At 62.1% G+C, this 7,307-nt stretch carries 4 protein-coding genes and 1 pseudogene; 4 read left to right on the top strand and 1 reads right to left on the bottom strand.

Features of this window, described 5'->3' with window-relative positions; genetic code table 11:
* From NTCA1_RS27440 to NTCA1_RS27425, 4 genes and pseudogenes are all read left to right on the top strand, one after another.
* A pseudogene (locus NTCA1_RS27440) lies at positions 1–171 on the top strand (IS6 family transposase); the annotation flags it as partial.
* A 128-nt stretch (positions 172–299) separates the two neighbouring features.
* Positions 300–2,789 carry a penicillin acylase family protein gene (locus NTCA1_RS27435; protein ID WP_159832425.1) on the top strand — a complete coding sequence of 830 codons (2,490 nt, stop codon included), beginning with the start codon at positions 300–302 and terminating at the stop codon, positions 2,787–2,789.
* Positions 2,740–5,214: a TonB-dependent receptor gene (locus NTCA1_RS27430; RefSeq protein ID WP_159832424.1), complete on the top strand. Its 2,475-nt coding sequence runs from the start codon at positions 2,740–2,742 to the stop codon at positions 5,212–5,214. The genes NTCA1_RS27435 and NTCA1_RS27430 overlap by 50 nt, the downstream gene beginning before the upstream one ends.
* 17 nt (positions 5,215–5,231) lie before the next feature.
* The gene (locus NTCA1_RS27425; RefSeq protein WP_201282618.1) at positions 5,232–6,497 is read left to right on the top strand and encodes a serine hydrolase; all 1,266 of its coding nucleotides are present in this window, start codon (positions 5,232–5,234) and stop codon (positions 6,495–6,497) included.
* Positions 6,498–6,900: 403 nt separating this feature from the next.
* Here NTCA1_RS27425 and NTCA1_RS27420 read toward each other — a convergent pair.
* Positions 6,901–7,307: XdhC family protein (locus NTCA1_RS27420; protein WP_201282617.1), on the bottom strand; the 407-nt coding region annotated here is incomplete at its 5' end.

Below are 7,307 nucleotides of genomic sequence, written 5' to 3'. Positions count from 1 at the left end.
AAGGGATTCGAAGTCATGCGAGCCCTGCGCAAAGGACAGGCTCGTCCCTGGTGCCTGCAGCCCGGCATCAGGGGAGAGGTGCGCCTTGTGGAGAGAGCTTTCGGCATTGGGCCCTCGGCACTGACGGAGGCCATGGACATGCTCAACCACCATTTCGCAGCAGCCGCCTGATCGGCGCAGAGCGACAGCCTACCTGTGACTGCCGCCAATCTTTGCAACAGAGCCCTTGTCATAGATATGATGTTTGTCCTAAATCTGAGTCGAGCTCGGCAAACGGGCGGTCATCGGGTGAGGGAATTATGATTCGATTCGCGGCGCGTGGTCTGTTGGTGGGCGTGGCCCTCCCGCTCTTGGTCCTGGCGGGTGGGCCGGGTGCCGCGGCCCAGTCGGGCACGCCCTCGGCCACTGCCTCGCCAGCAACGGCGGGCGATATCACGATCTACCGCGACGAAATGGGTGTTCCGCACGTCTATGCGGATACGGCGCCGGCGGTCTTCTTCGGCGGCAGCTACGCCATCGCGCAGGATCGCCTGGCTCAATCCGAACTGGAATCGCGTGCCTTGCTTGGCCGCCTTGCCGAAGTGGCGGGGCCGAGCATGATCGAGGCCGACAAAACGGCCCGTATCGCGCTGCCGACCGATGCCAGCATGCAAGCGCAATATGATCGCCTGCCTGCCGACTATCAGGCGATCATGAAGGGAATGTACGACGGCTGGATCAAGCGCGTGCGCGAGGTGAAGGCCGATCCGGCGTTACTGCCCTACGAGTTCAAGGAATGGGGCATCGAACCTACCGAATGGACGATGCTCGAGTTCCTCAAGGTGATGGGGATGGTCTTCAAATATTACGGCACCGGCGGTGGTGGCCGCGAACTGACGAATCTCGCGCTCTACAAGGATCTCGTCGCCAAACATGGCGAGGCGGATGCGAAGAAGATCTTCGACGACATGCTGCCCCTTCAGGATCCCGACGCCGTGCCGATTTTCCCGGCCGCCGAGATCCAGACCTATCAATCGGGCCAGCCGCGCCTGACTGTGCTGCAGGGCGAACTTCCCCTCGAAAAGCTCGATCCCGCCGCCAGCGGTCCACCGCGGCGCGGCGCGAGCCGGGTCATCCTGATCGGCGCCGATAAGTCGGCGAGCGGCAACACGATGATCCTGCAGGCGACGGCGGATGGTCCCGATCTTCATCTCTCGGGCGGCGGCTTCGAGGCGGCCGGTTACGTTTTCCCGACGATGAGCCCGATCATCCAGGGACGCACCGACACCTTCGCCTGGAGCGCGACAACGGGCGAAGCTGATGTCGTCGACATCTACGCCGAGAAACTCAATTCGGCGAATCCGCGCCAATATTATTTCAACGGCGCCTGGCGCGACATGACGGTGCGGAAGGAAGTCATCCGCGTGCGGGGGGCGAAGCCCGTTACGTTCGAGATCGAGTCGACGGTCCACGGTCCCGTGATCCACCGCGAGAACAAGGAAAATGTCGCCTACACGGTAAAGAATGCGATGGCGGACAACGAGCTTAGCGGGGCCGCCGGTGGGCTCGAAATGAACCGTGCCAAGACCTTCGAGGATTATAAGAGCGCGGCATCGAAGTTCGCCGGCAACACGAACGCCAACTACGCCGGCAGCGACGGAAATATCGCGATCATGCATGTCGGCATGTTGCCGATCCGGCCGCAGGGCATCGATCCGCGCCTGCCGACACCGGGCACCGGCGAATATGAATGGCAAGGGTTTATCAAGGACTTCCCGATGGTGATGAACCCGAAGCAGGGCTATCTCCACGCCTGGAACAACAAGAGCACCGCCAATGCGACCTATGGGGACTCGTCGCGCTACGGCAAGGCGGGTCGGACCTGGCTCGGGCGCATGCTGGTCGAGCAAAAAGGCAAGCTGACCCGCGAGGACCTGCACGAGATTCACCGGCAGGTCGGGCGCGCCGCCGGCGGCGCGGACCTCACCGTGACCGATCCTCGCTTCTTCACGCGCTACCTTCGCCGCGCTGTGCAGGGCGACGCGAAGCTCGAGGCGGCCGTCGAAGCGATGGACGGCTGGAACAGCGTGTACGAGGACAAGGATGGCGACGGCTATTACGACAGCCCGGGCCTGACCGTATATCGTACCTGGATCAAGACCGCCCAGAATGAAGTGATCGGCCATACGGTCGGGGACTGGTGGCACAAGATCGAAGACGAAAGCTACATCAAGTATCAGACCGACGTCCTGCTGCGCGCAATCGAGGGCTCCGATGCCGGGGCGCCGATGACCTACGACTGGTACAAGGGGCGCTCGAAAGATGCGGTGCTGCGCAAGACCGTGGCCGACACGGTCGCAGCGCTCGAGAAACAATATGGCACGAGCGACGTTTCGGAATGGCGCCAGCGCATTTTCTATTTCTACTATGACCCGGCAGCGCAGGCGAAGAATCCGGACAAGCCGACCCGCTCGAGCGCTGCGACCGTGTCGGCCACGGTCAGCGCGAGCCTCGGCCGCGTGACCCTCGCGGCGGGACGTCTGGGTCTCCAGCCGCCCTATATTCCAGACAATGGGTCCGAGAACTGGAACATGCTGGTCGAAGTCAAGAAGGGCGATCCGGTTCTTTACGATTCGACGCCGACCGGCGGGCAGAATCTCTTCGTGTCGACCGAGGGGAAGGGCAATCCGAACATCGCCGACCAGGTGAAGCTGCACGAGACTTTCGAATTCAAGAAGGTCGATCTCGACCGCGCGGCCGTTGAGCGCGAGGCCGTCTCGACGACGAAGATCAGCTTCTCCGGCAACTAATCCTCAGGAGGTGGCGGCGCTTTGCCGCGTTCCGACCAAGAACCGGGAAAAGCCCGGCGTCACCACAGGGAGTTTGACAGTGACTAGAATGAAAACGACTATCCGGAGGGCACTTGTTCTGGGCGTATGCGGGCTGGCTATCACCAGCGCCCACGCGCAGGAACCAACTGCAAACAACACGGCACAGAACGAGGCAGAAGCCGATGACGGGGCGGTCGGCGAGATCGTCGTAACCGCGCGCCGCCGGACGGAAGCGCTCAGCGATGTGCCCGTGAGCATCACCGCCTTCTCGCAGGAGGGGCTCGACAAGATCGGGGCGCGCGACGTCGACGACATCACTCGTTTGACGCCGGGCGTCCAGTTCCAGCGCAATACTTTCGGTGCGAGCAACCGGTCGAGCATCTCGATACGCGGCATCAGCTCCACCGTCGGCGCGAACACGGTCGGCGTTTATCTCGACGATACGCCGATTCAGGTTCGCAACATCTACTTCTCCTCGACGAACGCCTATCCGCGCCTGTTCGATCTCGATCGAGTCGAAGTGCTTCGCGGTCCCCAGGGCACGCTGTTCGGCGCCGGTTCGCAAGGCGGTACAGTGCGCTTCATCAGTCCGCAGCCCGATCTTCAGGACACACATGTTTATGCCCGCGGCGAGGTCGCATCGACCCGCTACGGGGCGGCGAGCTATGAGGCCGGTGTTGCCGTCGGCGTTCCGCTCGTGACTGACAAGATCGCGATCCGTGCGAGCGGTTGGCATCGCCGCGACGGCGGTTGGATCGACCGCGTCGATCTCTACGACCAAGACAGGGTTCTCGAGAAGAACGTCAACCACAGCGAAGCGACTGTCGGCCGCATCGCGATCACGTTCGCGCCGACCGAGAATCTGACGATCACCCCGTCCTTCCTCTATCAGGAGGAAAAGTCGAACGGGGGCAATGTCTACTGGCTGTCGCTGTCCGATCCGGACAAGGGGATTTACCGCAACGCCAGCAATCTCGGTTCGACCGGCAAGGACCGCTTCGGAATTGCCGCGCTCGCGCTCAATTGGGAGCTCGGCGGAGTCGACCTTGTCACCAACACCTCCTATTTCAAACGCAACTCGGACTTTTTTCCCGACTATACGGGCACCGTATCGTCCACCTTGCTCGGAACGGCGCAGCCGCCGATCCCGGGTCTGACGGCGCAAGGCTATTGGCTCGACGACCAGGAGAATTTCACGCAGGAAATCCGCCTGCAGTCCAACGATTCGTCGGCGCGCCTCTCGTGGGTTGTCGGAGCCTTCTACTCGCACGCCAAGCAGCGCGCGCGTCAGTTCATCGACGGCTCGCAGTTTGACCGGATCCTCGAATATCTTGCGGGTTTCCCGATCTCAGTGGAGGAGTATTTCGGCAGCCCGCTGGTCGATGGCTTCGCCTACATCACCGACGACCGGACGAAGGACGAACAGCTCGCGGCCTTCGGTCAGCTCGATTACAAGCTGACCGACCGGCTGACGGTGACCGGTGGTCTTCGTGTTTCCTACACGAAGTTCGACTTCGTCTCGTCGACCGACGGCCCCTATTTCGGAAAATCGTCGGTCCCCGGTTCGACTTCGCAAACACCGGTCACGCCCAAGTTCGGCATTTCCTACGAGACGGACGGCGACGGCCTGCTCTATGCAAACATCTCGAAGGGCTTCCGGGTGGGCGGCGCGCAGCGGCCGGCCCCGGTCACCTGCGCGGGCGATCTCGCGGCGCTCGGCATCGACCAGATTCCGCAGACCTATGGTTCGGACTCGGTCTGGGCCTATGAAGCCGGTGCCAAGGGAACCTTCTTCGACCGCAAGGTGCAGGCGGAAGCAAGCATATTCCAGCTCGATTGGAGCAACATCCAGCGCAGCGTTTCGCTCGGCCAGTGCAATCTGTCCTACATCGACAATCTCGGCTCGGCCCGCAGCCGCGGCTTCGACCTCGCGATCACCGCGCGGCCGGTGCCGGCGCTGACCCTTGGGGCGTCGGTAAGCTACACCAATGCGAAGTATGCGGTCGATGTACCTGTCGCACCGCCGAACTTCATTGTTCGCGACGGCGACACCTTGGGTATTCGCCCCTGGACGGTTTATCTCAACGGGCAGCTCGACTTCCCGCTGGGTTCAGGCGAGGCCTATATTCGCGCCGATTACAGCTATGAGAGCAAGAACAAGCAGGCGCCGCGCCCGAACCGCGTTGGCTATGACCCGCTGATTCCGCGGCCTCCCGAAACCCACCTCGTCTCGATGCGCGCAGGTAGCAACTTCGATGGCCTCGACGTATCGGTGTTCGTCGACAATCTGTTCGATTCGAAAACTAATTTCGGGTTGAACCGCGACACCAGCAATTCGCCGGTCTTCTACGGCGGTTCGTTCCGCCCGCGGACGGTCGGGCTCACCGTCTCGTATCGCAAATAGAAATCTCCTCCCTGGCCATGCGCGGTCCCGACGGGCGCGCATGGTCTTTTTCTCGGAAGTTTCCCATTCGCCGCTTTTCTACAAATATCGTCCTGTCCGCGCTTCTCGCAGCGGGCGCTCCCGTCGCGGTCATGGCGCAGGCTGCGAGCGATCGCGCCGATTTTGTCGCCAGCCTGTTCACGGGCAAGGAACAATATGAGAATTTCAATCGTATCGATGCGCTGTTTCCGACCGACAAGGTCGCAGCCTCCGATCATCCGGAGCCGCTCGAAACCGGCAAAGCCATAAGCCTGCCGGCAGCCTTCGCCTTCGACGGCACCGACCTGTCGACCGAAGATTTCCTCGCCGCGACCGATACCGCCGCCTTGCTTGTCCTGAAGGACGGCAAGATCGTCCATGAAACCTATCGTCTCACGGGCGGACCGGACGTCCGCTGGTTATCGATGTCGGTCGGCAAGAGCGTGGTATCGGCGCTTGTCGGCACCGCGATCGCGGACGGTGCGATCAAGTCCGTTGACGAACCGGTCACGACCTATCTGCCCGGTCTCGCCGGATCGGCCTATGATGGCGTGAAGATCAAGGACATTTTACAGATGTCTTCGGGCGCCCAGTGGCGGGAAGAATATTCCGATGGCGAATCCGACATTTTCCGTCTTGGAGCGCTTCTGGCATCGGGCGCTGCCATCTCGACCTTTCCGGCGAGCCTCAAACGCGATCATGCACCTGGAACCTTCAACCGTTATAATTCCGCAGATACGCTTGTCCTCGGCCTGCTGGTTGAAAGGGCGACCGGCAAGCGCTTGGCTCGTTACACGCATGAGAAGCTCTGGCAGCCTATCGGCGCAACCAGCGAGGCGTTTTGGCTGACTGATGATGAAGGGACGGCGCACGCTTACGCCGGGTTCAACTCGACGGCGCGCGATTATTCGCGCATCGGCGAGCTTTATCGGAACGGCGGTCGCTGGAAGGGCAAGCAGGTCATTCCAGCCGAATGGGTCCAGGCCTCGATTACGCCCGATGCGCCGCATCTGGTCCCCGGACACCGCGCATCGGCCGACAGCGATTGGGGCTATGGCTATCAATGGTGGTTGCCGGGCGGTGACGACAAACAGGATTATGCGGCGGTCGGCGTCTATAATCAGTTCATCTACGTCAATCCGCGCTCCCGCATGGTCATCGTCAAGCTATCTGCCAATAGCAGCTACGGCCAGTCGGGTTCCGAATCTGCCAGTCGCGAAGCCGAGACGATCGCATTTTTCCGCTCCCTGGCTGCCGAATATTGAGCGAAGACGGAAAGGAGGCGCTCGCGGCCGGGCCCGCCCACCCGCCAGAGGCGCAAAATCACAATGGGCACAGACAAGCGAACGCGCGACGAACGGACACCTTCGCGACTCTCGGTATCGCGCCGTCCCCTTGCGGTGATCGGCCGTGTCGCGGACGGAGCGACGGCGATCCGCCCCGACAAGCGGCGTCGGTCGAGCGTGCCCGCGAAATGTTGGAGGGTCTGCGAGACTGGATCGAGGACGTTTCCCGCGACAAGATGCGGCGCGGCAATGGAAGCCATCGGTCCCCACGGAAAGGGCGAACAATGGCGAAAGAGCTATTGCAGCGCTTCGGACTTGGCATCACTACCACAGAAGAGTCGGCCGCGCGATCTTGATCGGCGCCGATGACGGACGGGCGACGTCAATGCGCCCCGATCGACTGGTTCGGCAAGTCTCCGGCATCCCGCGCGGCCCGCTCGCCGACGGCGGATGCCGCATCGACCGCGACGATCTGGGCCAGGATCGACAGCGCGAGCGTGGACGGGTCGCGCGCGGCAGGAATGGTTCCCACAGACATACGCAGCCGCGCCGCAACATCTTCGTGCGGCATTTGCCGACGCAGCATTTTGTACCTCATTTCGTGGCGGCGGCGGCTTCCGACGGCACCGACATAGAATACGGGAAGACGCAGGAGCCATGGCAGAAGGGCCTCTTCCCACTCCCGGTCATGGAAAAGCGACACGATGGCCGTCCGGTCGTCGCCAATGAGCCCGGGCCGCCGGTCATTCGTTTCGAGCAGTACGACCTCATGCCCTTCGCAACGAAGTC

Source organism: Novosphingobium sp. TCA1 (assembly GCF_009811895.1).
Classification (GTDB): domain Bacteria; phylum Pseudomonadota; class Alphaproteobacteria; order Sphingomonadales; family Sphingomonadaceae; genus Novosphingobium; species Novosphingobium panipatense_A.
The sequence above is the reverse complement of the archived record's forward strand: the minus strand, read 5'-3'. Positions and strand labels throughout refer to the sequence as shown.